The 22460-nt window shown below is 67.6% G+C and carries 22 protein-coding genes; 12 read left to right on the plus strand and 10 right to left on the minus strand.

What is annotated here, in order from left to right:
* Window positions 1–26 precede the first annotated feature (26 nt).
* Window positions 27–374: a GFA family protein gene (locus AC5LXK_RS14205; protein WP_493389381.1), complete on the minus strand. Its 348-nt coding sequence runs from the start codon at window positions 372–374 to the stop codon at window positions 27–29.
* A 153-nt stretch (window positions 375–527) separates the two neighbouring features.
* Here AC5LXK_RS14205 and AC5LXK_RS14210 point away from each other — a divergent pair, with 153 nt between their 5' ends.
* Window positions 528–773 carry a DUF1272 domain-containing protein gene (locus tag AC5LXK_RS14210; protein WP_493389382.1) on the plus strand — a complete coding sequence of 82 codons (246 nt, stop codon included), beginning with the start codon at window positions 528–530 and terminating at the stop codon, window positions 771–773.
* Window positions 774–800: 27 nt separating this feature from the next.
* On the opposite strand, the gene AC5LXK_RS14215 is transcribed toward AC5LXK_RS14210, so the two are convergent.
* Window positions 801–1505, minus strand: a complete 705-nt coding sequence (locus tag AC5LXK_RS14215) for a FadR/GntR family transcriptional regulator (RefSeq protein ID WP_493391226.1) — start codon at window positions 1503–1505, stop codon at window positions 801–803.
* Between the two features lie 134 nt (window positions 1506–1639).
* On the opposite strand from AC5LXK_RS14215, the gene dgoD reads away from it, so the two are divergent.
* Window positions 1640–2788 carry a galactonate dehydratase gene (gene dgoD, locus AC5LXK_RS14220; protein WP_493389383.1) on the plus strand — a complete coding sequence of 383 codons (1149 nt, stop codon included), beginning with the start codon at window positions 1640–1642 and terminating at the stop codon, window positions 2786–2788.
* A gap of 139 nt (window positions 2789–2927) precedes the next feature.
* Here the strand turns inward: dgoD and AC5LXK_RS14225 are convergent, their stop codons facing one another.
* On the minus strand, window positions 2928–3860 hold the full coding sequence (locus AC5LXK_RS14225; RefSeq protein WP_493389384.1) for a copper resistance D family protein: 933 nt from the start codon (window positions 3858–3860) through the stop codon (window positions 2928–2930).
* Between the two features lie 377 nt (window positions 3861–4237).
* Here AC5LXK_RS14225 and AC5LXK_RS14230 point away from each other — a divergent pair, with 377 nt between their 5' ends.
* The 3 genes from AC5LXK_RS14230 (at window position 4238) to AC5LXK_RS14240 (ending at window position 7898) form a co-directional block, all read left to right on the plus strand.
* Window positions 4238–5002, plus strand: coding sequence for a c-type cytochrome (locus tag AC5LXK_RS14230; protein ID WP_493389385.1), 765 nt, complete (start codon window positions 4238–4240; stop codon window positions 5000–5002).
* Window positions 5003–5021: 19 nt separating this feature from the next.
* Entirely contained in the window at window positions 5022–6320 is a 1299-nt protein-coding gene (locus AC5LXK_RS14235) for a c-type cytochrome (RefSeq protein WP_493389386.1), read from the plus strand.
* Window positions 6321–6449: 129 nt separating this feature from the next.
* Window positions 6450–7898, plus strand: a complete 1449-nt coding sequence (locus AC5LXK_RS14240) for a DEAD/DEAH box helicase (RefSeq protein ID WP_493389387.1) — start codon at window positions 6450–6452, stop codon at window positions 7896–7898.
* Here AC5LXK_RS14240 and AC5LXK_RS14245 read toward each other — a convergent pair.
* From AC5LXK_RS14245 to AC5LXK_RS14255, 3 genes are all read right to left on the minus strand, one after another.
* Window positions 7892–8398, minus strand: coding sequence for a hypothetical protein (locus tag AC5LXK_RS14245; RefSeq protein ID WP_493389388.1), 507 nt, complete (start codon window positions 8396–8398; stop codon window positions 7892–7894). The genes AC5LXK_RS14240 and AC5LXK_RS14245 overlap by 7 nt on opposite strands.
* Before the next feature lie 70 nt (window positions 8399–8468).
* Complete coding sequence (locus tag AC5LXK_RS14250; protein WP_493389389.1) at window positions 8469–9296, minus strand: ferritin-like domain-containing protein; 828 nt, start codon at window positions 9294–9296, stop codon at window positions 8469–8471.
* A gap of 326 nt (window positions 9297–9622) precedes the next feature.
* The gene (locus AC5LXK_RS14255) at window positions 9623–11263 is read right to left on the minus strand and encodes a gamma-glutamyltransferase family protein (protein ID WP_493389390.1); all 1641 of its coding nucleotides are present in this window, start codon (window positions 11261–11263) and stop codon (window positions 9623–9625) included.
* 211 nt (window positions 11264–11474) lie between these two features.
* Between AC5LXK_RS14255 and AC5LXK_RS14260 the strand changes: the two genes are divergently transcribed.
* Window positions 11475–12254 (plus strand): DeoR/GlpR family DNA-binding transcription regulator, encoded by a 780-nt coding sequence (locus AC5LXK_RS14260; RefSeq protein WP_006493999.1) that lies wholly within the window; start codon window positions 11475–11477, stop codon window positions 12252–12254.
* Between the two features lie 301 nt (window positions 12255–12555).
* Window positions 12556–12753, plus strand: a complete 198-nt coding sequence (locus AC5LXK_RS14265) for a hypothetical protein (RefSeq protein WP_006477892.1) — start codon at window positions 12556–12558, stop codon at window positions 12751–12753.
* A gap of 90 nt (window positions 12754–12843) precedes the next feature.
* Here the strand turns inward: AC5LXK_RS14265 and AC5LXK_RS14270 are convergent, their stop codons facing one another.
* Window positions 12844–13212, minus strand: coding sequence for a hypothetical protein (locus AC5LXK_RS14270; RefSeq protein WP_493389391.1), 369 nt, complete (start codon window positions 13210–13212; stop codon window positions 12844–12846).
* Between the two features lie 162 nt (window positions 13213–13374).
* Here AC5LXK_RS14270 and glpD point away from each other — a divergent pair, with 162 nt between their 5' ends.
* The 3 genes from glpD (at window position 13375) to AC5LXK_RS14285 (ending at window position 17304) form a co-directional block, all read left to right on the plus strand.
* Window positions 13375–14898: a glycerol-3-phosphate dehydrogenase gene (gene glpD, locus AC5LXK_RS14275; protein ID WP_493389392.1), complete on the plus strand. Its 1524-nt coding sequence runs from the start codon at window positions 13375–13377 to the stop codon at window positions 14896–14898.
* A 105-nt stretch (window positions 14899–15003) separates the two neighbouring features.
* The gene (gene glpK / locus AC5LXK_RS14280) at window positions 15004–16506 is read left to right on the plus strand and encodes a glycerol kinase GlpK (protein ID WP_493389393.1); all 1503 of its coding nucleotides are present in this window, start codon (window positions 15004–15006) and stop codon (window positions 16504–16506) included.
* 81 nt (window positions 16507–16587) lie between these two features.
* A complete protein-coding gene (locus AC5LXK_RS14285; protein WP_493389394.1) occupies window positions 16588–17304 on the plus strand; it encodes an MIP/aquaporin family protein in 717 nt (238 codons plus the stop codon).
* A 68-nt stretch (window positions 17305–17372) separates the two neighbouring features.
* Here the strand turns inward: AC5LXK_RS14285 and AC5LXK_RS14290 are convergent, their stop codons facing one another.
* The 3 genes from AC5LXK_RS14290 to AC5LXK_RS14300 are packed head-to-tail and all read right to left on the minus strand — an operon-like array spanning window position 17373 to window position 20054.
* Entirely contained in the window at window positions 17373–18623 is a 1251-nt protein-coding gene (locus tag AC5LXK_RS14290; protein WP_493389395.1) for an NAD(P)/FAD-dependent oxidoreductase, read from the minus strand.
* A gap of 4 nt (window positions 18624–18627) precedes the next feature.
* Window positions 18628–18936 carry a non-heme iron oxygenase ferredoxin subunit gene (locus AC5LXK_RS14295; protein WP_493389396.1) on the minus strand — a complete coding sequence of 103 codons (309 nt, stop codon included), beginning with the start codon at window positions 18934–18936 and terminating at the stop codon, window positions 18628–18630.
* Window positions 18937–18971: 35 nt separating this feature from the next.
* The gene (locus tag AC5LXK_RS14300; RefSeq protein ID WP_493389397.1) at window positions 18972–20054 is read right to left on the minus strand and encodes a fatty acid desaturase family protein; all 1083 of its coding nucleotides are present in this window, start codon (window positions 20052–20054) and stop codon (window positions 18972–18974) included.
* Between the two features lie 174 nt (window positions 20055–20228).
* Here AC5LXK_RS14300 and AC5LXK_RS14305 point away from each other — a divergent pair, with 174 nt between their 5' ends.
* Together AC5LXK_RS14305 and AC5LXK_RS14310 are read left to right on the plus strand one after the other, a co-directional pair.
* A complete protein-coding gene (locus AC5LXK_RS14305; protein WP_493389398.1) occupies window positions 20229–21293 on the plus strand; it encodes a LacI family DNA-binding transcriptional regulator in 1065 nt (354 codons plus the stop codon).
* Window positions 21294–21437: 144 nt separating this feature from the next.
* Window positions 21438–22439 carry a xylose isomerase gene (locus AC5LXK_RS14310; RefSeq protein WP_493389399.1) on the plus strand — a complete coding sequence of 334 codons (1002 nt, stop codon included), beginning with the start codon at window positions 21438–21440 and terminating at the stop codon, window positions 22437–22439.
* Window positions 22440–22460: the final 21 nt, after the last annotated feature.

Below are 22460 nucleotides of genomic sequence, written 5' to 3' on the forward strand. Positions count from 1 at the left end.
CGCGGGCGGACGCGCCGGTGTGCCGCTCAGTGCGAGCGGCCGTCGTAGTGCGTGACGGGCAGCGCGTCGAGATCGACGCCCTCGACACAGCGCACGTTGATCGCGGCCATCGCGGTGCCGTCCGGCTGCGCGCCCTCGCCGAACGTGTGAATCCCGCAGCGCTTGCAGAAGCGGTGCCTGATCACGTGCTTGTTGAACATGTAGGTCGCGAGATTTTCTTCCGGCGTGAGCAGCGTCATGTGATCGCGAGGCACGAACCACATCAGTGCGCCCTTGCGCTGGCAGATCGAGCAGTTGCACGCCATCACGCCCTGCAGGTCGCCTTCCGCCTCGAACTTCACGTCGCCGCAGTGACAGCTTCCGCGATAAAGCATGGTCGTCTCCCGGTGCGGCCCGTGCGCATCGACGGCACCCGGGCGGGACGCCGTTGGCCAGGCCGATCCAAACGCGTACAGTAACGCTCGCATGCGCCGCACGCAATGCCCGGCGGCGCCCGTCCCGACCCTGTCCAACCAAGGAAAACCGTCATGCTCGAACTGCGCCCCGGCTGCGAATGCTGCGACAAGGACCTGCCGCCCGATTCGGCGGAGGCACGCATCTGCACGTTCGAATGCACGTTCTGCGCAACCTGCGCCGACGACGTGCTGAAGGGCCGCTGCCCGAACTGCGGCGGCGACCTGGTCGCCCGCCCGCGGCGCTCGGCGAGCCTGCTCGCGAAGTACCCGGCGTCGACGGAACGCATCGTCAAGCCGGGCGGCTGCGCGAACGCGTGACGGCGCTTCGCCGCCCGCCCCTTTCCGTCACGACATCTCGATCCGTGCGCGCGTCACCGCGAGCAGCGTCGCCATCGCGCGGCGCGCACCGTCCTCGTCGCGCACGCGGATCGCGTCGCTGACGGCCACGTGCTCGGCCAGCGACGCGTTGTAGACGTCGGCCCGGCGCGCGTTCAGGTGCAGTTGCGCCTCGAGCGTGCGGTCGATCAGCGCGCCGAGCGGCACCAGCAACTCATTGCCGCCGGCCTCGAGCACGCTCAGGTGAAAGCGCAGGTCGGCGCGCACCCACTCGTCGACAGTGCGCGCGGCGGCCATCGCACGCGCCGCGCCCTCGATCGCGGCGTACGCCTCTGGCGTATGCGTGCGCGCGGCCAGCGCGGCCGCATACGGCTCGATCATCTCGCGCATCTCCTGCAGCTTCAGCGCGAACGCGAGCGGCGGCGCGACGCGCGCGTACCAGTCGAGCAGGTCGGCATCGAGCAGGTTCCACGCACGGCGCGACCGCACGCGCGTGCCGACCTTCGGCCGCGATTCGACCAGCCCCTTCGACGTCAGCGTACGCAGCGCCTCGCGCATCACCGTGCGGCTCACGCCGTACATCTCCATCAGGTCGGGCTCCCTCGGCAGCAGCGATTCGGGCGGATAGTCGCCGCGCAGGATCGCCGTCGCGAGCCGGAAGGCCGTCTGTCCATGCAGGTCGCGTTGAATGATCGTTCTCCGTTGAGCCGGCAGGCCGGCTGCCCACTATCTGCACAATAATGCTATTAATACTATTTTTTATTCGACTACGCTAGGATAACCGCGAAAGCACGCGACCGTGCGCCGCGCCTGGGCGGCCGCGCCGGTCAACCATGGAGACTCGCGTCATGAAAATCACCCGCCTCGAAACCTTCGTCGTCCCGCCGCGCTGGCTGTTCCTCAAGATCGAAACCGACGAGGGCATCGTCGGCTGGGGCGAGCCGATCGTCGAGGGCCGCGCGCACACGGTCGAGGCTGCCGTGCAGGAACTGGCCGACTACCTCGTCGGCCGCGATCCGCTGCTGATCGAGGATCACTGGCAGGTGATGTACCGCGCGGGCTTCTACCGCGGCGGCCCGATCATGATGAGCGCGATCGCCGGTGTCGACCAGGCGCTGTGGGACATCAAGGGCAAGCATCACGGCGTGCCCGTGCACGCACTGCTGGGCGGCCAGGTGCGCGATCGCATCAAGGTGTACTCGTGGATCGGCGGCGACCGGCCGAGCGACGTCGCGAACAACGCGCGCGCGGTCGTCGAGCGCGGCTTCAAGGCCGTGAAGATGAACGGTTCCGAGGAGTTGCAGATCGTCGATACCTACGACAAGGTCGAGCAGGTGATCGCGAACGTCGCGGCCGTGCGCGACGCGGTCGGCCCGCACGTCGGGATCGGCGTCGACTTCCACGGCCGCGTGCACAAGCCGATGGCGAAGGTGCTCGCGAAGGAGCTCGACCCGTACAAGCTGATGTTCATCGAGGAGCCGGTGCTGTCGGAGAACGCCGAGGCACTGCGCGACATCGTCAACCAGACCAACACGCCGATCGCGCTCGGCGAGCGGCTGTATTCGCGCTGGGACTTCAAGCACATCCTCGCGGGCGGCTACGTCGACATCATCCAGCCCGACGCGTCGCACGCGGGCGGCATCACCGAGTGCCGCAAGATCGCGACGCTCGCGGAGAGCTACGACGTCGCGCTCGCGCTGCACTGCCCGCTTGGGCCCATCGCGCTCGCCGCGTGCCTGCAGCTCGATGCGGTCAGCTACAACGCGTTCATCCAGGAACAGAGCCTCGGCATCCACTACAACCAGGGCAACGACCTGCTCGACTACCTGCGCAACCCCGAGGTATTCCGCTACGAGGACGGCTTCGTCGGGATCCCGCAGGGCCCGGGGCTCGGCATCGACGTGAACGAGGAGAAGGTGCGCGAGATGGCGAAGACGGGCCACCGCTGGCGCAACCCGGTGTGGCGCCACGCGGACGGCAGCGTCGCGGAATGGTGATGATGAGGTGAGACGGAATGCGCGACGATCGTGCCGCGCACCGGCTTCGACACGGCCGCCCGACAGGCGGCCGTTTTTGCTTCCGCGATCCGCGGGGCGTCGGCGGGAGCTTCACCTCCTGCCCGCGCAGAACCCGCGGTCAGCCGAGCGCCGCGAACCCCGGCACGCTGAACGACAGCACGGCGGCCGCGATGAACACGCCGATCATCGTCATCCCTTCGAGGTGCAGGATGTTGCGGAACGTGTGTGCGTCCTCGGTCGACGCGGTGCGACGCAGGCGCGGCAGCGCCGAGAAACGGTTCAGCCCGCCGAGCACGAGCGCGAGCGCGACGAGCAGCAGCTTCAGCAGCAACACGCGGCCCCACGTGCTGCCGTCGAGCGGCGCGAGCGAACCGCCGAGCCCGCGGATCGCATTGAGCACCCCCGTGCCGAGCACGAACACGACCGCGACGATCGACGTGCGCGACAGGTGCTGGCCGATGCGGATCAACGCGCCGCGCGCGACCGACGAACCGAGCGCCGGCAGCACCGCGAGCCCGCCCGCGAGCACGAGGCCGCCCCACACCGCGGTGGCGAGCAGATGCAGCGTCTGCACGCCGACCGCCGCGGACAGCGCGCCGGTATCGGCCGCATGGCCGAGCGACGCCTTGCCGGCCGCGACGACGATCACCGCGAGCCACAGCAGCGCATGCGCGACCGGGCCGTCCGGCTTGGCCAGCGCAACGAACGCGAGCACCACGGCACCGGCGAACGCGACGCTCCATGCGAAGCCCGTGTGCGTCTGCGTCAGCATGACGGGAATCGCGGCGAACGCGCCGCCGAGCCCCGCACCGCTCATCGTCGCGGCCTCGTAGACGAGCCAGCCGAGATCCGCGAGCACCAGCGCCAGCGCCGCCGCGACCAGCGAATGTTGCGCACGCAGCCACGCGGGATGCGACGGCGCGATGACCGGCCGCGCGCCGTCCTTGCCGAGCCACGCCTTGAGCAGCGCCGAGCCGACCGCCATCGCGAACGCGGCGTCCATCAGCGCCGCGAGCGCGACCTGACCGATCCACAAGCTGTCGAACTTCATCGCGCACACCCTCCCGGCAGCGACGGGCCGGCAGCGCGGCGGCAACGGAACGGACAGCGTGAGGAAGGCAACGGCACGGTAGAAAACGTCATCGATGAATCCGGAAACGGGAGAAATGACTGGACCTGCGGCGGAGGCGGCGCCGCGCGACCCGCGAGTGTACGGTCTTCGATGGTGAAAACGCACGCCGGTTCACACGACGACGCGCTAATGCGCGTCAAATTGTCGCAAGTCGCAAACAGACAGGAACCGATGTTCTTTTGCCAAATAGCCGTCATTACCCATCGATGATAGAATGCCGCGTCGCAGCAGCCCTGCTGTCCTGCCGTCCACGCGCCGAGCCGATCGTAGCCCGGACAGGTCCCCGACGAATAAACATGGAGTCTCGTGTGTCTTCAAGACGCCTCTTCCGTCCGCTTCTCGCCGTTCTGATGATCGGCGGCGCGGGCCTTATGAGCGCTGCTCAAGCGCAGACCAAGCCCACGGAGCAAGCGCACGCCCAGCAGGCGCCGCTCAAGGCACCCGATACCATGGCCGAGCGCGTGCGCGGCTGTACCGCATGCCACGGCGTCCACGGCCAGGGCACGGACAACGATTATTTCCCGCGTCTTGCCGGCAAACCGGCCGAGTACCTGTACAACCAGCTCGTCAACTTCCGTGACGGCCGGCGCAAGTACCCGCCGATGAACTACCTGCTGACGTACCTGAACGACGACTACCTGCGCGAAATCGCCGAGCATTTCTCGGCCGAACGTCCGCCGTACCCGACGCCGGCGAAGCCGACGCTGCCGGCCGCGACGCTCGCACGCGGCAAGCAGATCGTCACGCAGGGCGACCCGTCCCGCAAGCTGCCGGCCTGCGTGGCCTGCCACGGCGCGGGCCTGACCGGCATGCAGCCGGCGATCCCGGGCCTCGTCGGCCTGCACGCCGATTACCTGAGCGCACAGCTCGGCGCATGGCGCTCGGGCAACCGCCACGCGAAGGCACCGGATTGCATGCACGACATCGCTTCGAAGCTTTCCGACGAAGACGTGACGGCCGTGACCGCGTGGCTCGCTGCGCAACCGGCGCCCGCCAACCCCGTGCCGGCACCGGCGCGTTCGATGAAGACTCCGCTCGCCTGCGGCAGCGAACCGCAATAAGGCAAGGGAGACAGACACAATGAAACGCAAGTCCCTGTTTGCACTCTCGGCCGTCGCGATCGTCGCGGCTGCCGCCCTCGTGCCGGTCCTGTGGCCGGGCAACGACACGCTGCACGGCGCTGCCGCCGTGGCCGCCACGCCGGCCGACCAGGCCGCGCTGATCAAGAAGGGCGAATACCTCGCGCGCGTCGGCGACTGTATCGCGTGCCACACCGTGCGCGGCGGCAAGTCGTTCGCGGGCGGCCTGCCGATGGCGACGCCGTTCGGCACGATGTACACGCCGAACATCACGCCGGACGACCAGAACGGTATCGGCAAGTGGACGTCGGACGACTTCTACCGCGCGATGCACACGGGTCGCTCGAAGGATGGCAGCCTGCTGTATCCTGGCTTCCCGTTCGCGAGCTACACGAAGGTCACGCGCGCGGATTCGGACGCGATCTACGCGTACCTGCGCTCGGTCGCGCCGGTGTCGGTGCCGAGCCGTCCGCACGAACTGAAGTTCCCGTTCAACAACCGCAACCTGCTGATCGGCTGGCGCACGCTGTTCTTCAAGGAAGGCGAGTACAAGCCGGATCCGACGAAGTCGGTCGAATGGAACCGCGGCGCGTACCTCGTCGAAGGCCTCGGCCACTGCTCGATGTGCCACACGTCGATCAACATGATGGGCGGCCCGGTGAGCTCGTCGGCGTTTGCCGGCGGCCTGATTCCGCTGCAGAACTGGTATGCGCCGTCGCTGACGAACGACAAGGAACTCGGCCTCGGCGACTGGCACGTGCAGGAGCTGTCCGACCTGCTGCAGGCCGGCGTGTCGAACAAGGGCGCGGTATTCGGCCCGATGGCGGACGTGGTCCACAACAGCCTGCAGTACATGAGCGACGAAGATACGCGCGCGATGTCGACGTACCTGAAGTCGATCCCGCAGAAGGCTGAAGCGCCGAAGAACATGCAGTACGAGCCGTCAAAGCAGTTCGGCAACGCGCTGTTCGACCAGGGCAAGAAGATCTACGCGGACAACTGCGCGACCTGCCACGCCGCAACCGGCTCGGGCAAGCCGCCGGCGTATCCGCCGCTCGCGGGCAACCACTCGATCATGATGGAATCGGCAGTCAACCCGATCCGCATGGTGCTGAATGGCGGCTATCCGCCGAGCACGTTCAAGAATCCGCGTCCTTACGGGATGCCGCCGTTCGCGCAGTCGCTGTCGAACCAGGAAGTCGCGGCGGTTGTCACGTATATCCGGATGTCTTGGGGTAACAACGGTACGCCGATCTCGCCGCAACAGGTGAGCGACCTGCGTTCCGCGCCGCTCGACTAAGAAGCGGCTGACACAAACGGGGCGCGGCTGCGGGAAACCGCGGCCGCGCCCTTTTGCATTTTTGCGATGCAGCTTTTCCGCGCGGGCCGCGCGACGCGTCGCCGATCATAAAACTCAAGAGTGGTAACTATGTCTTTCGAATCTCTCGGCTTGGCCGAACCGCTGGTCAAGGCGGTCAATGAGCTCGGCTACACGTCGCCGACTCCCATCCAGCTGCAGGCGATCCCTGCCGTCCTCGGCGGCGGCGACCTGCTCGCCGGCGCGCAGACCGGCACCGGCAAGACCGCCGGCTTCACGCTGCCGATCCTGCAGCGCCTGCACACGTTCTACGCCGACAATCGCGGCGCGAAGCGCGCGGTCCGCGCGCTGATCCTCACGCCGACGCGCGAACTCGCCGCACAGGTCGAGGAAAGCGTCCGTGCGTACAGCAAGTACGTGAAGCTGCGCTCGACCGTGATGTTCGGCGGCGTCAGCATCAATCCGCAGATCGATGCGCTCAAGCGCGGTGTCGACATCGTCGTCGCGACGCCGGGCCGCCTGCTCGACCACATGCAGCAGAAGACCATCGACCTGTCGAATCTCGACATCCTCGTGCTCGACGAAGCGGACCGGATGCTCGACATGGGCTTCATCCACGACATCAAGCGCGTGCTCGCGAAGCTGCCGCCGGAGCGCCAGAACCTGCTGTTCTCGGCTACCTTCTCCGATGAAATCAAGGCGCTCGCCGACAGCCTGCTCGACTCGCCCGCGCTGATCGAGGTTGCCCGCCGCAACACGACCGCCGAAAGCGTCGCGCAGAAGATCCACCCGGTCGACCGCGATCGCAAGCGCGAGCTGCTCACGCACCTGATCCGCGAACACAACTGGTTCCAGGTGCTCGTGTTCACGCGCACCAAGCACGGCGCGAACCGGCTCGCCGAACAGCTGACGAAGGACGGCATCAGCGCGATGGCGATCCACGGCAACAAGAGCCAGTCGGCCCGCACGCGCGCGCTGGCCGAGTTCAAGAACAGCACGCTGCAGGTGCTCGTCGCGACCGATATCGCCGCGCGCGGGATCGACATCGACCAGCTGCCGCACGTCGTCAACTTCGACCTGCCGAACGTGCCGGAAGATTACGTGCACCGGATCGGCCGCACGGGCCGTGCAGGCGCGACCGGCGAAGCCGTGTCGCTCGTGTGCGTCGACGAGAAGCAGCTGCTGCGCGACATCGAACGGCTGATCAAGCGCGAGATTCCGCAGGAAGTGATCGCGGGCTTCGAACCCGATCCGAACGTGAAGCCGGAGCCGATCCAGCAGCGTCGCGGGCAGCAACAGCCGCGCGGCGGCGGCAGCGGCGGTGGCGGCGGCAATCGCCAGCCGCGTGCCGGCGGCTCAGGCCAGCCGGCCGCGAAACGCGACGGCAACGCGCAACCGAAAGCCACGCAGCAGAAGGCCGCGAAGCCGCGCACGCAAGGCGGCACGGGCGGCAACGGCGGACGTCCGGCCGGCGGCGGCAACGGCGCTCGCACGGCAAACGGCAATGCTGCGCATCCGAACCGCAACCGTTCGTCGCGCAGCGGCCAGCGCGGTCACTGAAGCCGCGCGGCCGCGCGCTGCAGGTGCTCGATCTGGCGTTGCCAGCGCGCGAGCACCGCGGCGCGCTCCCCTTCCAGCGTGAACGTGACGCCAGTCGCGAGACGCGCATAGCCGACCCGCTGCGCATCGCCATGCGCGATCGTCGCAGCGAATCCGGCCAGTCCGCCGAAGTCGCCTTCGAGCGGCACCAGCTCCAGTTGCGCCTGAAAGAACGCACCGTCCGCGACGAGCGTCAACGCGGCCGTGCGCCGTTGCGCGATCGCGCGCGCCGCCCGCGACTGCGGCCACAACGCGATCAGCAGCGTACGCGCATCGTGTGCATAGATCTCGCCGACGCCGAGCAGCGTCGTGCGCAACTGGCCGTCCTCGGTCGCGACGATCAGCGACGCGGCGAGGTCGGCGTGGCGCTCGGGCGCGGTGCCGTCGAACAGCGAGACGACGGCCGGCGGCCACGCGTCGAACGTCCATTGTTCGAGTGCGTGGCGATGAGTATCGGTCATGATGGCGTGGCCCTGGTGCGGCCCGGATGAGGATGCACCAGCATACGCGCGACGGGCCGTGTCGCGGCGATCAGCGCAGGAAAACGTGCCGCGTGATCTTCGTGAGCGGATAGTGGAGGCCCGGCTGGATCTTCGCGGGCAGGTCGAGCGGCTTGAGCAGCATCTTCACGCACATGTCGGCCGACAGGTTGCGACGGACGAGCGAATTGATGCGAGCGGCGCGCTCGCGGTTGTACTGGTTGTCGCCGACGCGGTCCGGATAGCGGATCGCGAACACGTGGCGCAGCGCGATCTCGGAATCCTCGTTCTTGATTTCCATCACGCGGCGCGCCAGCGCACCGAGCACGGCGAGCCGGCCGTTGCCTTCGACCTGGTTGTACTTCTTGAAGAACTTGAAGAAGTGCTTGTAGTGACGCACTTCGTCGGTGCGGATGTTGTCGGTGATTTCCTTCAGCACCGGCTCGTCCGAGCACTCGTTGATCGCGCGATAGAGCGTGGCCGTGCCCGTCTCGACGACGCAGCGCGCGACCATTTCGAGCGCACGGGTCTTCTCGAACGCCTCGATCGAGCAGGTCTTCGAATACTCGGCGAAGAAATTCGCGAAGGCGGTATCCCAGTCGAACTCCGGCCACACGTGCGCGATGTACGCCTTCAACGCGCGGCCGTGCTGCAATTCTTCGTGCTCCCATGCATTGTTGAGCCATGCGGAGACTTCCGGATCGTCATTGAAAAATTCGCTCAGGTTGCTCGTGTAGAGATCCGAGCCGCTTTCGATGAACGACGACGCGCACAGCAACAGCAACAGATCCTCGTTCGCGGCGGCACGCTGACGATCGATCCGGTTCAGGTCGATGTCCTCGATACGCCACGGCATCACATGCGTCGTTTTGGTGTCCATGGTGGTGCGCTCCCAGTCGTCGCGCGGGGGCCGGCCCATGCCTTCGGCACAGGCGCCAGCCTTCCCGCAGGCGGCGTTTTACGTCGTTTATAGTGAATTGGTCCGGCCGAACCATGCTGGCATCTTAGCCGGACTTTGATGTTCGTGCTCCAGAGCACTGACCATACCCGACAAGCGCAGTTCCACGGCATCTGTTGCCGTTCGTTAGACGAGTCCTTCAAACCGCTTGCGCGCGTTTGGTGGTGCGTGCCGCACCAAACGAAACGGGCGGCCGTTCGGCCGCCCGTCATGCGCAACAATTGCAAGCGAACGCTGGAAGCGATCCGTCAGAAACCGGCCGCCAGGCCGTCGCGCCGGCTGTCGCTCGCGGCCACGTAGCCGCGCTCGCGATCGTCGCGGTCGAGACGCCAGATGAACTGCCCCGAACCGAAATCCATGTAAGGATCGTCGATCGACTTGATCGTATGACCGCGTGCAGCCAATGCGTCGACGGTCGCGCGATTCATCGTCGATTCGACGTCGAGCGTGAAGTCGCGGTTGACCTTCCAGCGCGGCGCATCGCATGCAGCCTGCGGCTGCTGCCCGTAGCCGAGCATCCGCACGACGGTCTGCAGATGGCCTTGCGGCTGCATGTCGCCACCCATCACGCCGAAGCTCATCACGGCCTCGGTGCGGCCGTCGACCTCTTCGGTGGCGAACGCCGGAATGATCGTGTGGAACGGCCGCTTGCCGCCCGCGACGACGTTCGGCGAAGCCGGATCCATCGAAAAGCCGTGCCCGCGGTTCTGCAATGCGATGCCAGTGCCCGGCACGACGAGCCCCGAGCCGAAACCCATGTAGTTCGACTGGATAAAGCTCACCATCATCCCGCGCTCGTCGGCCGCCGACAGGTAGACCGTGCCGCCCGAATGCGGCCGGCCGGCGCCGAAATGCGTCGCGCGCGCCGGATCGATCAGCTTTGCACGCTCGGCGAGATACGCATCGTCGAGCATCTGCTCGGGCGTGACGTCCATCGCGCGCGGATCGGCGACGTAACGATAGACGTCCGCGAACGCGAGCTTCATCGCCTCGATCTGCAGATGCTGCGAGTCGACCGAATCGAGCGGCCATTCGGTCACGCCCGCATGCTCGGCGATCCCGAGTGCGATCAGCGCGGCGATGCCCTGCCCGTTCGGCGGGATCTCGTGAATCGTGTGGCGGCCGAACCGCTTGCCGATCGGCTCGACCCATTCCGGCCGGTACGCGCGCAGGTCGGCTTCGGTCAGCGCCCCGCCGCCTTCGCGCGCGAAGGCTGCCATGCGCTCCGCGAGCGCGCCTTCGTAGAACGCACGGGCGCCGTCCTTCGCGAGCGTGCGCAGCGTCTGCGCATGACCGGGCAGGCACATGCGTTCGCCGACGAGCGGCGCGCGGCCGCGCGGCATGAAGGTCTCGGCGAAACCCGGCAGGCCCTGCAGTTCGGGGACGGCCGCCGCCCACTTGTGCGCGACGATCGGCGGCACCGCATAACCGCGCTCCGCGATCTCGATCGCCGGCTCGAGCAGGTCCGCGAACGGCAGCGAACCGAACTTCGCGTGCAGCGCCTCCCAGCCCGCGATCACGCCCGGCACGGTGACCGTGTCCCAGCCGCGCGTCGGCTTGTTCGCGATGCCGTGCGCGTCCTCGCCGTGGCGCTTGCGGAAATAGTCGACGTCCCACGCGGCCGGCGCGACACCCGACGCATTCAGCCCGGACAGCCGCTCGCCGTCCCACACGAGCGCGAACGCGTCGCCGCCGAGCCCGCACGACACGGGCTCGACGACGGTGATCGCCGCCGCCGCGGCCAGCGCCGCGTCGACCGCGTTGCCGCCCTTCCACAGCATCCGCAGCCCGGCCTGCGCGGCGAGCGGGTGCGACGTCGATACGACGTTGCGCGCGAACACCGGGATGCGGGTCGTCGGATACGGGTTGTGCCAGTTGAAGCCAGTCATCGATGCCACCTCGTCGAAAGCCGAATGAACACGCCCGCGTGCGCGGGCAATCCATTATTGCAGCGCGATCAGCACAATCGTACAAATTCATTTATCAAATGAATCCATGCGATTGGCGCATGAATCATGGTGCGCCGTGCGGGCCGGACCGGCCGAACGCCGTTACCGCCCTTACAATATCCGCTCCGTCTCACGACACGACCATCGAGCCATGACCCGAGATCCCCGCCTCACCCTCAACGCGCGTCAGCAGGAACTGCTCGAATGGGTGCAGCGCGACGGCTTCGTGACCGTCGACGATCTCGCCGCGCACTTCGCGGTGACGCCGCAGACGATCCGCCGCGACGTGAACTGGCTCGCCGACCTGAACCTGCTGCGCCGCTACCATGGCGGCGCGAGCCTGCCGACCAGTTCGGAGAACGTGTCGTACACCGCGCGCCAGCGGATGTTCCACGACGAGAAGCGGCGCATCGCGGCGCTTGCAGCGTCGCACATCCCCGACCAGGCGTCGCTGTTCATCAACCTCGGCACGACCACCGAGGAAGTCGCGCGTGCGCTGAACCGCCATCACGGGCTGCACGTGATCACGAACAACCTGAACGTCGCGTCGATGATGAGCGGCTACCCCGACTGCGAGGTGCTGATCACGGGCGGCATCGTGCGGCCGTGGGACAAGGGTATCGTCGGCGAGCTCGCGATCGACTTCATCCGCCAGTTCAAGGTCGACTACGCGATCATCGGCACGTCGGCGATCGAGGCCGACGGCACGCTGCGCGACTTCGACACGCGCGAAGTGCGCGTGGCCGAGGCGATCATGCAGCACGCGCGCACGGTCTACCTCGTGACCGACCATTCGAAGGTCGGCCGCCCGGCGCTGGTGCGCCAGGGCCACCTGAGCCAGGTGCACGCCCTCTTCACCGACAAGCCGCTGCCGCCGGAGATGGCCGATACGGTCGCTGCCGCCGGCACCCAGGTGTACGTCGCGGAATGACGGTTGCGATGCTGCACCGCACCTGAAACTTCAAGTGAAATCAAGAAGTTGGCGCCGCGCGCGAACCGCTTGCGGCGCATCTTCCTGTCAATCGGAAAATTAACGGGGCACGATTTGTCGTTGCCTGCGCGCTCGACTAGACTCCAGTTCCCCGGCCCGTTTGCCCGATCCGCCTGTGCCAGGGCGGTGCGAATTGCAGGCCGGCGAATGCAGCTTTTCCCCCCAAGCCATACCCCGCGGGGTATCGCGCGTCGGCGTGTGCGCCGGCCGCGCGGGCAGCCCGATTGCCATGGAGAGAACGATGCTGAGTCCGCATGAATTCGCCACGCTATTGCTAGTGAAGGACGCGCCTGATCAGCGCGACATGGATCGGGATGAACTGGACATCCTGCTCGAACAGCAGCTCGTTCGCCTGGAAGGGCTCGGCTCGGGGCGCAAGTACTGCGTGACCGAGACCGGCGACGCCGCGCTGCGATCCATCAAGTACCGCTATTCTTGAATTTCCGCCGTTCCTGACCTGATCTGACCGCGCAGCCGATTCCGGCTGGGCGGTCGCTCCCGCTTCCCCCGCCCGTTCGCCGCAGCCGGCTCAGCCGCCGCGCAGCGTCGGATCGACTGCCGCCCGCCAGCTGATGGCCTGGGCGCGCGCACCGTTGAAATACGTGACCCAGCCGGCACGCGTTGCCGCGTCAGGCGCCGCATAGTGCGTCGAAAGTTCGTTTACGAACGCGCAGTAGTTCGCTTCGGTCAGCCCGCGATACCGTTTGGCCACGTACGCGTCGTACAGCGTCGAGTAGACCGGCTGCGCATCCGCGCCCCAGTCGCGCGCCGTGCCGCCGCACGACGTCTGCAGGTCGACGAACGACGGCGCCCGCCAGTTACCGGCGAGCGGCGGCATGCCCGCGCTGCATCCCGCCAGAAGGACGGCGCCCACGCCGGCCCACATCCCAATACGCATGATTCACCTCGCGAAACGGTCGATTCCGCCAGTATCGTCCGGGATCGCGCCGCGCGCTACTGGCCCCGCTTTATCGAACTTTACTTTTTCGATTTCGTTCGTTAAATTTCGAATTCGAACATTTTATGTTCACCCTATTTCAACAGACGATAAGGACAGCAGGTGACCCAACCGAATCGCTACGATCTGCTCGTCGTCGGCGGCGGCATCAACGGCGCGGGGATCGCGCGCGATGCGGCCGGCCGCGGCCTGTCGGTCCTGCTCTGCGAGCAGGACGACCTCGCGTCGCACACGTCGTCGTCCAGCACGAAGCTGATTCACGGCGGCCTGCGCTACCTCGAGTACAACGAGTTCGGGCTCGTGCGCAAGGCGCTGCAGGAGCGCGAGACGCTGCTGCGCGCGGCGCCGCACATCATGTGGCCGCTGCGCTTCGTGATGCCGCACATGCCTAACCTGCGTCCGGCCTGGCTGATCCGCATCGGCCTGTTCCTCTACGATCACCTCGCGAAACGCGAACTGCTGCCCGGCTCGCGCGGCATCGACATGCGCCGCCATGCGGCCGGCGCACCGCTGATCGATTCGATCAAGCGCGGCTTCGTGTATTCCGACGGCTGGGTCGACGATGCACGCCTCGTCGTGCTGAACGCGATGGATGCGCAGGAGCGCGGCGCCGAGATCCTGACGCGCACGAAGCTCGTTTCCGCCGAACGCCGCGGCGACGAATGGGAAGCGCGGTTGCAGCACGCCGACGGTTCGATCCGTGTCGTGCACGCGCGCGCGGTCGCGAACGCGGCCGGCCCGTGGGTCGGTGAAGTGCTGCACGGTGCGCTCGGGCGCGGCGCGCATCACAGCGTGCGGCTCGTGAAGGGCAGCCACATCATCACGCGCCGCCTGTTCGACCACGATCACGCGTACATCTTCCAGAACCCGGACAAGCGGATCATCTTCGCGATCCCGTACGAACACGATTTCACGCTGATCGGCACGACCGACGTCGAATACACGAGCGATCCCGCGAAGGTCGCGATCGATCGCGACGAGACGCAGTACCTGTGCGACTCGATCAACCGCTACTTCAAGCGCAAGATCTCGCCGGCCGACGTGCACTGGACCTATTCCGGCGTGCGCCCGCTGCTCGAGGACGAGAACGCGGCGAACGCGTCGGCCGTCACGCGCGACTACCGCCTCGAACTCGACGACGGCGCGGGCGCCCCGCTGCTGTCGGTGTTCGGCGGCAAGATCACGACGTTCCGCAAGCTCGCCGAAGAAGCCGGCGACATGCTGTGCCGCGCGCTCGGCAGCGACGCGAAGACCTGGACGGCCGGCGTCGCGCTGCCGGGCGGCGACATCGCGAACGCGAAGTTCGACGTGTTCGCCGGCGCGTTCGCGAAACGCCATCCGTGGCTGCCCGCCGCACTCGCCCGCCGCTATGCGCGTGCATACGGCACGCGCGCGGAGCGCGTGGTCGACGGCGCGAAGTCGCTCGCCGATCTCGGCACCGAAATCGCACCGGGCATCCACGACGCCGAACTGCGCTACCTGCGCGACGCCGAATGGGCGACCTGCGCGCAGGACGTGCTGTGGCGCCGCTCGAAGCTCGGCCTGCATGTCGCGCCGGGCACGCTCGACGCGGTGACGGCCGCGGTCGACGCGTGGTTCGCCGCCGCGCACGCGCAGCACGCCTGATCCGAATGCAGTTGCAGTTGCTTCACCGACGTTGACTCACCGACGCGCCGCCCCACATGCGGCGCGCATCACAACTACGCCAATTCACGGATGGAGATGAGAGACATGCAGGACCAGTACATCCTCGCGCTTGACCAGGGCACCACGAGTTCCCGCGCGATGCTGTTCGATCGCCAGGGCAATATCGTATCGATCGCCCAGAAGGAATTCGAACAGATCTACCCGCAACCCGGCTGGGTCGAGCACGACCCGCAGGAAATCTGGTCGACGCAAGCCGGCGTCGCCGCGGAAGCCGTCACGCGCACGGGCCTGAACGGCACGTCGATCGCCGCGATCGGCATCACGAACCAGCGCGAGACGACCATCGTCTGGGATCGCGAGACGGGCCAGCCCGTCTACAACGCGATCGTCTGGCAGGATCGCCGCACGGCCGACTTCTGCGACTCGCTGAAGAAGCAGGGTCTCGAAGCCAAGGTGCGCGCGAAGACCGGCCTGCCGATCGACTCGTACTTCTCCGGCACCAAGATCCGCTGGATCCTCGACAACGTGCCGGGCGCACGCGAGAAGGCCAAACAGGGCAAGCTCGCGTTCGGCACCGTCGACAGCTGGCTCGTGTGGAACTTCACGAAGCACGAACTGCACGTGACCGACGTGACGAACGCATCGCGCACGATGCTGTTCAACATCCACACGCGTGAATGGGACAACGAGCTGCTCGAACTGCTCGACATCCCGCGCAGCATGCTGCCGGAAGTGAAGGCATCGTCGGAAATCTACGGCCACACGAAGACCACCGTGTTCGCGTCGAAGATCCCGCTCGCGGGCATCGCGGGCGACCAGCAGGCGGCGCTGTTCGGCCAGATGTGCACGACGTCGGGCATGGTGAAGAACACCTACGGCACCGGCTGCTTCCTGATGATGAACACCGGCGACAAGCCGATCGAGTCGAAGAACAACCTCGTCACGACGATCGCCTGGCAGATCGGCGACGACGTGCAGTACGCGCTCGAAGGCAGCATCTTCATCGCGGGCGCGGTCGTGCAATGGCTGCGCGACGGCGTCGGCATCATCAAGACGGCAGCGGAAATCGAAGCACTCGCCGCGAGCGTGCCGCATACCGACGGCGTGTACCTCGTGCCCGCGTTCGCCGGCCTCGGTGCGCCGCACTGGAACGCACGGGCCCGCGGCTCGGTGTTCGGCGTCACGCGCGGCACGACCTCCGCGCACCTCGCACGCGCGGCGCTCGATGCGATCGCGTACCAGTCGCTCGACGTGCTGGCCGCGATGGAAGCCGATTCGGGCATCAGCATCGGCGAACTGCGCGTGGACGGCGGCGCGAGCGCGAACAACCTGCTGATGCAGTTCCAGGCCGACCTGCTCGGCGTCGACGCGGTGCGTCCGCAGATCACCGAGACGACCGCGCTCGGCGCGGCCTACCTCGCGGGCCTCGCGATCGGCTACTGGAAGAACCTCGACGAAGTGCGCGACCAGTGGCAGCTCGATCGCCGCTTCTCGCCGTCGATGCCGAAGGAGCAGGTCGAACGCTGCATGTCCGGCTGGCAGCGTGCGGTACGTGCTGCGAAGGCATGGGCCGACGACGCCCAATAACCTCAAGAAATCCATACGAAATACAACAACACCGGCGGACCGCGCAACGCGCGAGTCCGCCGTGACATTCGAGAGACAACCATGTCACCTTATATTGCAGAATTCATCGGCACCGCGATTCTCGTGCTGCTCGGCAACGGCGCGGTCGCAAACGTGCTGCTTGCAAAGACCAAGGGCAAAGGCGCGGACCTGATCGTGATCGTGATGGGCTGGGCGATGGCCGTTTTCGTCGCCGTGTACGTGACCGCGTCGTTCAGCGGCGCGCACCTGAACCCGATCGTCACGATCAGTCTCGCGCTCGCGGGCAAGTTCGCGTGGTCGAAAGTCGGCGGCTACATCCTCGCGCAGATGCTCGGCGGGATGGCGGGCGCGCTGCTCGTGTGGCTCGCGTATCGCCAGCACTTCGCGAAGGAAGTCGATGCGGACCTGAAGCTCGCGGTGTTCTGTACGGCACCCGCGATCCGCAGCGTCACGCACAACGTGCTGACCGAAGCGATCTGCACGTTCGTGCTGATCCTCGGCGTGCTGTACCTCGCGTCGCCGCAGGTCGGCCTCGGCGCACTCGACGCGCTGCCCGTCGGCCTGCTCGTGCTCGGTATCGGCATCTCGCTCGGCGGCCCGACCGGCTATGCGATGAGCCCTGCGCGCGACCTGTCGCCGCGCATCATGCACGCGCTGCTGCCGATCCCGGGCAAGCGCGACAGCGACTGGCGCTATGCATGGGTGCCCGTCGTCGGCCCGCTGCTCGGCGGCGCCGCGGCAGCCGGCCTGTATCTGCACCTGCACGCCACGATCTGATCGCGGCCTGAACGACGCGCGCGGCGGTCGACGTCGCGCGCGTCACTTCCCCTGCCTCCTCCCTTCCGCTACCGGTCGCTCGCGGCCGTCATCAGCGACTTCAGCTTCACGTCGACATCCGCGACAGCAGCCGGCGTCACGTCGATCCCGCGCTCCACCAGCATTCTCGCCATCCGCATTTCCTTGGCGAACCCCGACGCGCGACCGAAACCGCTCGCGGCGACCAGCCGTGCTCCGTCGTCGAAATGGAAATGGATTTCCGCATCGGTGCCGAGGACGCGCGCAACCGACCGCTCGCCGAGCGCCGGCTCCCCGGCCACCTGCAACTGCGCGTCGTATTGATCCGACCAGAACCACGGCGTGTCGCGATACAGCTCGCCGGCGCCGAGCATGTTGCGGGCGGCGACACGCGCCTGCGTCTCCGCGCCGTGCCACGTCTCCTGCCGAACCGGCCGCCCCGATAACGCGCCCGGAAACACCGCGACATCGCCGGCTGCGTAAATGCCCTTCGCCGACGTCTCGAGCTGCGCGTTCACGACGATTCCCCGTGCGACCGCGAGGCCCGCGTCGCGTGCCAGCTCGTCTGCCGGCTCGATGCCGATACCGGCAACGACCGTATCGGCGATCAGCGTGTCGCCGTCGTCGAGCACGACCGCCAGCGCACCGCCCGCGGTCCGCTCGATCGCAACGGGCGCCCGGTTCAGGCGGATCGCCACGCCCTGCTCGTCGTGAAGCGCATGCACGCGCGTCGCAATCGCTTCCGGCACCGCACGCCCGAGCAGCCGCGGCGCCGCATCGAGCACGGTCACGCGGCAACCGCGCCGGCGTGCCGATGCCGCGACCTCGAGACCGATGAAGCCGCCGCCGATCAGCACGATCCGCGCGTCGGGCACGAGCCGCGTACCCAGTGCGGTGGCATCGTCGAGCGTGCGCAACGCAAATACGCCGTCGAGCGCCCCGCCCGGAATCACAAGGCGGCGCGCACGGCCGCCGGTTGCCAGCAACAGTGCGTCGTAGCCGAACACGCGGCCACCGGACACGCGCACTTCGCGTGCGCGCGGATCGATGCGCTCGACCGTCGCGACAACCGGCTCGATGCCATCCGCCGCCCAGGCGCCAGGATCGCGCAGCCCGCATTGCGCCGCGCTGCGCTCGCCCGTCAGCACGCCCTTCGACAACGGCGGCCGCTCGTACGGCAGGTGCGCCTCCGCGCCGATCAGCACGATGCGACCGCGCCAGCCGGATTCGCGCAGCACCTGCGCCGCGCGACCGCCCGCATGGCCGGCGCCGACGATCGCCATCACCCGGTCGTTGGCCATCGCGTCATACCTCGATCAGGATGCGACCGTCTTCGATCCTCGCGCGGTACGTGCGCAGCTTCTCGCACGCGGGCGCCGACAGCGGCCGGCCGTCGCGCACGTCGAAACGCCCGTTGTGCTTCGGACATTCGATCACGTGATCCATGACGAACCCGTCCGCGAGATGCACCTGTTCGTGCGTGCACAGGCCGTCGCTCGCATAGACCTGCCCGTCGATCCGGTAGATCGCGTACGTGCGGCCTGCATGGTCGAAGCGTGCGACGTCTTCGTCGTCGATGTCGTCGAGCGCGCCGGTGTCGATCCATTGCGTCATGAGGTGTGTCTCCTTCGTTGGCGTATTCGATGAGGTCATGCCCGCGCGGCTTCCGGCACCGGCCGCACGACGTAATCGGACGGGTCGCGCGTCTGCCGGACCAGCGCCGGGACGATCTCGGCATAGGCGGCCAGCGTGCTGCGGTAAGGCGGCGGCATGTCGGCCTTCACGGCCTCGTGCAGCTGCGGCAGCGCATGGAACGGCACCATCGGGAACATGTGGTGCTCGACGTGATAGTTCATGTTCCAGTACAGGAAGCGGAACACCGGGTTCATCATCACGGTCCGGCAGTTGCGCCGGTGATCGAGCACGTTCTCGGGCATGCCCGCGTGCTGCGTGAGGCCGAAGTACAGGTACAGCCACGCGCCGTAGAGGCTCGGCAGCCCGATGTAGAGCAGCGGCAGGATCGTATGCCAGTACAACGCGGCACCCGTCACGAGCGCGTAGACCGCGAGATGGATGCGCGACTCGCGCACGACCTTCGGCCATTCCGAGGCGGGCACGTAAGTGCGCTCCTCGTCGTCGAGCCGGCCGGTGAATGACACCGCGATCATCTTGCGCAATTCGCCCGCCACATGCTTCAGCGCGACGACGTTCAGCACGAGTGCGAGCCAGTCGGTCGGCTTCGGCGCGGCGATTTCGGGATCGCGCCCGACGACCAGCGTATCGGTGTGGTGGCGCGCATGGCTCCAGCGCCAGGCGGTCGCGCGGCGGAACACCTGGAACGACGCGACCTGGTACAGCGCGTCGTTCATCCAGCGCGTGCGGAACGCGGTACCGTGCCCGCATTCGTGCCAGCGCGAATCGGCCGGGCTGCAGTAGAGCGTGCCGTACACGAAGAACGCGGGGATCGCCCACGCCGAATGGGCGTGCCACGCCAGCCACGCGAGTACGCCGCTGATCGCGATCGCCGCGTACCAGATCAGCGTGTCGCGAATCGCCCGGGCATCGCCGCGCTGCATCAGCTGCTTCATCAGCGGCCGCGGCACCGCGCACCGGTACCACGCGGCGTTGACGAGCCCCGCCGCGTGCGCGCGCTCGCCGGCGCCGCCGATCATTCTGTATTCCTGACGGCGCGCAGCCGTGCGGTCACGCGTCGGGTCGTCGGGTCGAGCCACTTCTGTCTCCCTGGTTTCTTGTGCGAGGAAAGCGCAACGAGCGCTTCGCGATGGAATCAAAATTAGGCCCGCGGCCCCGGCGGCTCAATCGAAACGTTGACGAAATTTCGCCATCGCTTTAGCGTTTCCGGCAACGCCACGCGATCGATGGCGCCCCCAACGATGGAGACGACCATGGCAGGAGAATCCGGGCCGCGCTGGCGCAAGCGCAGCGCGCGCTTCGACGAGATCGCGGCGCTCGCCGGCGTCAGCACGACCACCGTCGACCGCGTGCTGAACGAGCGCGGCAGCGTGTCCGCGCAGGCACGCGAACGCGTGGTGGCGGCCGCCCGGCAGCTCGGCGTGCCAAGGCAGTTGCCGGACACCCGGCACGGGCTGATCCACGTCGACGTGCTGCTGCCGGACACCGACGCGCCGTTCTTCCTGCGGCTGCAGCAGGCGCTGCAGCGCTCGCTGCAGATGCTCGACCGGCGCGTGGTCGTGCACCGGACGATCCTCCCCGCCGCGGACGACGAACGCGCCGCCGCGCTGATCGAGCGGCCCGCGTACCGGCGCGCGGCGCTGATCGTCACCGCGCGCGACACGGCCCGCGTGCGCGACGCACTGGCCGGCGCGATCGCGCGCGGCGAGACCATCGTCACGATGGTCACCGACATCGGCGGCATCGACCGCGCGCACTTCGCCGGCATCGACAACTACCGCGCCGGGCGTACGGCCGGCTACACCATCGGCCGCCTGGCGGCACGCCCCGGCCGCGTCCTGCTGCTCGGCGGGCGCATGGGCTATCGCGCGCACGCCGACCGGATGGCCGGCTGCCGCGACCAGCTCGCCGACGCGTTCGCCGCCGTCCGCTGCGACGACGAACCGGTCGAGACGCTCGACCAGGACGACCGCTGCTACCGCGCGGTGACGAAGGCGCTGCAGGCGCACGACGACGTGGTCGCGATCTACAACAGCGGCGCCGGCTCGGCCGGCATCGAAGCAGCACTGCGCAAGGCGGGCGCGGTCGGCCGCGTCGTCTGGATCGGCCACGAGATGATCGACCTGCACCGCACCTTCATCGAAGCCGGCGCGATGGATCTCGCGATCGACCAGGATCCGGACGGCCAGGCGATTTCCGCGCTGCAGCACGTGCTGCATGCTTGCGGGATCGTCGACCAGCCGCCGCCGGGCGACCCGGTCGAATTCCGCCTGTTCTGCCCGGCGAACGTGAGGACGAGCCCGTATCTGCAGCCCTGAATCCCGCCGCGCGTCGCGCCGCCGGCGCACGGCCTAAAAATCGACCGCCGCATTGGCGATTTTTCGTCAACGTTTGTCATGCAGCGCGCGCCGCGCATCCGTACATTGGACAGCCATCGACAGGACGACAACGGACAGGAGACGATGGCTGAACCGATCCTCATCGGCGTGAACCTCGACGGCGTGCTCGAACACGACGGCCTGCCGTTGCCCGCACCCGCCGCACGCTTCCGGATGGTCGCCGAGGCCGGCGTGTTCGATTACATCGAAAAGAACCCGGTACGCGGTGAAGACCTGTCGCCATATTTCGCGCTGGTCGACCGCCATGCGCTGCCGATTCGCGTGATCGGCGGCATCTGGCGCGCGGGCCGCGACGAAGCGCACGTCGCCGAAATCGTCGACGCGGGCGCCCGCTTCGGCAGCGCGGTGCTCAACTGCCAGCTGTACGCGCATCACGCGGACGGCCATCCGCTGTCGGACCGCGAGGTTGCCGATTTCTACCTGCGGACGTACGAACGCGGCGAGCCGGTCGGCTGCCTGCCGAGCCTCGAAGTGCACGTCGACATGTGGAGCGAGGCTTTCCCGCGCGTTGCGTGCGTCGCCCGGCATGTCGAACAGGCGGGCGCGCCGTTCCGGATCACGCTCGATCATTCGCACCTGCTGTTCAAGATCGGCAATCGCACCGAACTCGATGCGTCGGGCCTGCGCGACCCGGCCGACGGCGGCCGCGCGATGCTCGACCCGGCTTCACCGGCAGCCCTCTACTCCGACTGGATCGCGCGCGGCTGGGTCCGGCATGCCCATGCGCGCAGCGTGACGCCGAACAATCCTGACAACCGCTGGATGCGCCGCGCGGACGGCCGGCCCGGGCGCGGCATCCAGTACCCGTTCGTCGCGCCCGCGCCGGGCGCGTATCACGGCGAATGGCGTGCGACCGCGCTCGACACGTGGAAAGCCGCGCTGCGCCAGTTGCTTCACGCGCAGGTTCGCGCGCGGCCGGCGCCGCTCGAACAGATCAGTTGCGAGTTCATCCCGTTTCCCGACTACGGCGGCGGCGCACGCTATTCGATCTTCGACAACAACGTTGCGTGCGCGCGGTGGTTGCGCGACACGTGGCACGCACTCGCCGTGCACACCGGCACCTGATTCGGAACCCGCCCCATTCAA

Source organism: Burkholderia pulmonis, assembly GCF_984667975.1.

Coding starts and splice junctions, on each gene's coding strand:
- AC5LXK_RS14205 (WP_493389381.1), bottom strand. CDS start 374: ATGCTTTATCGCGGAAGCTGTCACTGCGGCGACGTGAAGTTCGAGGCG.
- AC5LXK_RS14210 (WP_493389382.1), top strand. CDS start 528: ATGCTCGAACTGCGCCCCGGCTGCGAATGCTGCGACAAGGACCTGCCG.
- dgoD (WP_493389383.1), top strand. CDS start 1,640: ATGAAAATCACCCGCCTCGAAACCTTCGTCGTCCCGCCGCGCTGGCTG.
- AC5LXK_RS14225 (WP_493389384.1), bottom strand. CDS start 3,860: ATGAAGTTCGACAGCTTGTGGATCGGTCAGGTCGCGCTCGCGGCGCTG.
- AC5LXK_RS14230 (WP_493389385.1), top strand. CDS start 4,238: ATGGAGTCTCGTGTGTCTTCAAGACGCCTCTTCCGTCCGCTTCTCGCC.
- AC5LXK_RS14235 (WP_493389386.1), top strand. CDS start 5,022: ATGAAACGCAAGTCCCTGTTTGCACTCTCGGCCGTCGCGATCGTCGCG.
- AC5LXK_RS14240 (WP_493389387.1), top strand. CDS start 6,450: ATGTCTTTCGAATCTCTCGGCTTGGCCGAACCGCTGGTCAAGGCGGTC.
- AC5LXK_RS14245 (WP_493389388.1), bottom strand. CDS start 8,398: ATGACCGATACTCATCGCCACGCACTCGAACAATGGACGTTCGACGCG.
- AC5LXK_RS14250 (WP_493389389.1), bottom strand. CDS start 9,296: ATGGACACCAAAACGACGCATGTGATGCCGTGGCGTATCGAGGACATC.
- AC5LXK_RS14255 (WP_493389390.1), bottom strand. CDS start 11,263: ATGACTGGCTTCAACTGGCACAACCCGTATCCGACGACCCGCATCCCG.
- AC5LXK_RS14260 (WP_006493999.1), top strand. CDS start 11,475: ATGACCCGAGATCCCCGCCTCACCCTCAACGCGCGTCAGCAGGAACTG.
- AC5LXK_RS14265 (WP_006477892.1), top strand. CDS start 12,556: ATGCTGAGTCCGCATGAATTCGCCACGCTATTGCTAGTGAAGGACGCG.
- AC5LXK_RS14270 (WP_493389391.1), bottom strand. CDS start 13,212: ATGCGTATTGGGATGTGGGCCGGCGTGGGCGCCGTCCTTCTGGCGGGA.
- glpK (WP_493389393.1), top strand. CDS start 15,004: ATGCAGGACCAGTACATCCTCGCGCTTGACCAGGGCACCACGAGTTCC.
- AC5LXK_RS14285 (WP_493389394.1), top strand. CDS start 16,588: ATGTCACCTTATATTGCAGAATTCATCGGCACCGCGATTCTCGTGCTG.
- AC5LXK_RS14290 (WP_493389395.1), bottom strand. CDS start 18,623: ATGGCCAACGACCGGGTGATGGCGATCGTCGGCGCCGGCCATGCGGGC.
- AC5LXK_RS14295 (WP_493389396.1), bottom strand. CDS start 18,936: ATGACGCAATGGATCGACACCGGCGCGCTCGACGACATCGACGACGAA.
- AC5LXK_RS14305 (WP_493389398.1), top strand. CDS start 20,229: ATGGCAGGAGAATCCGGGCCGCGCTGGCGCAAGCGCAGCGCGCGCTTC.
- AC5LXK_RS14310 (WP_493389399.1), top strand. CDS start 21,438: ATGGCTGAACCGATCCTCATCGGCGTGAACCTCGACGGCGTGCTCGAA.